The organism is Pseudomonas asturiensis, from assembly GCF_900143095.1.
Classification (GTDB): Bacteria; Pseudomonadota; Gammaproteobacteria; order Pseudomonadales; family Pseudomonadaceae; genus Aquipseudomonas; species Aquipseudomonas asturiensis.
In genome coordinates this window covers 1-1,512 of record NZ_FRDA01000041.1, presented here as the reverse complement: position 1 = coordinate 1,512, position 1,512 = coordinate 1, and the positions used below count along the sequence as shown (strand labels likewise).

At 49.3% G+C, this 1,512-nt stretch carries 1 protein-coding gene; it reads right to left on the bottom strand.

Annotation, left to right across the window (positions count from 1 at the left end; genetic code table 11):
• Window positions 1-54 precede the first annotated feature (54 nt).
• A complete protein-coding gene (locus tag BUB69_RS28125; RefSeq protein WP_245825347.1) occupies window positions 55-1,053 on the bottom strand; it encodes a DotA/TraY family protein in 999 nt (332 codons plus the stop codon).
• Between the last annotated feature and the right edge of the window lie 459 nt (window positions 1,054-1,512).

Genomic DNA, 1,512 nt, shown 5'->3' with positions numbered 1-1,512 from the left:
GGTCGCATCATGGCGAACGTGCTCCTGAGAGAATCGGGAGCACAGCATCGAGCATCAGATAAGCGCTTGGAATGTGGGATTCATGGAGCGCTTACTTAGATTTTGAGTAAGCGTATTTTGGGCTTGATTGATAATGGAGTTAAAGCGGTCACTCTTAACAGCATCCCATCCGGTCTTAGTTATATCCGTGGGCCAAGTGTTAACCCATGCATCAATATCGGCCATCACCTTGTTCATGGCGGCGATCTTGGCGTTAAGCGTGGCATGGCGTACTGCCTGCATCGCGGCCTTATTGCTGGTAATCGTAGCAGGATCGAAAATTGAACTCGTAGAGGTTGAGGTCGTCACCAGTTCCGCAGGGACGCTAAAGCTATAGACCTTAATCGACCCACAAATTGGGGTGCCACCGCCAAGGTTGGTGGCCGCATTTCTATCTTTGATGAGGTAGATCGCAGCCTGTCGTCCTATGCCGTCCTGTACCTTGGAGTCAGGCTTGGAAAGCGCCTGTACAGCGGTAGGCTGGTCAAGCGACCTATAAATTGCATTGAGGGATCGGGCGCACCAGCTCGACGCCAAATAGGCTTGGCCGAACTGGCGAATGTCGTACAACGGATAGTTGGGGTTCGGCTTCGCGCCACTACCAAATCCAAGCTGGCTACTCACGCTGCTGAGCGAGCCGTTAACAATCCCGTTCTCCACACCGGCTTTGAATACGCCGTTGGCAAAACCAATCCCCCAAAGTCCAATTGTAAGTACGATGATCTGGATAATCGAATAACCGCTTGAAGCGGGCAGTAAGACTCCACCACCGAACACGATGCGCAGCGGAGTCCAAAGCGAACTCCATGCCTTGCCCATCGCTTCGCCCTCATTAGCCGTGTTGGCGACCCCGACAATGGCGATATACGAAACGAATAAAGACGCCAGTATCAGCAGACCAGAGTTGTACTGCACGAACATCGAGGCCAGCACGTTAGAGCTGGCAGTAACAGTTTCAGGGTCATTGCCTTGTGCCAAAGCGTCAATGACCGGCCCAAAGACTGCTTTAAGCACTCCAACACTTGCGTCTGAGCAACTGCTCGCGCCGTCCGTTATGTCACACGGTGAAAAGGGCATTCCTGCCATCTGGAAAATCTCGCGGGGGAATTCACGAGAGAGTCTATAGGCCTACTGCATCCTTTAAAAGACAGGCAAAAATGGGACATGGACTATAGTCTATCTATTATAGACAACGCCCTATCAACTAATTGTTTTTAAAATAGAAAATATATTTTTTAGTATTGAAAATATCTCTAATAGGCGATAAATAATAATGTTTATTTAACAAGGTCTGTCACGTAGACTCCAGCATCCCGAAATTTGCCAGCAGATACGGTGAAAAGTGAGATTCAAGCTCAAGTATCAAGACAATAAAACATTAGGGAATCTCCGAACAAGTCCCAAGATGTGCTGAAATACGCCTGACCACCTGATCCGAGCCGCCCATGAGCCAGATGAGCTTTTCCGATTTCG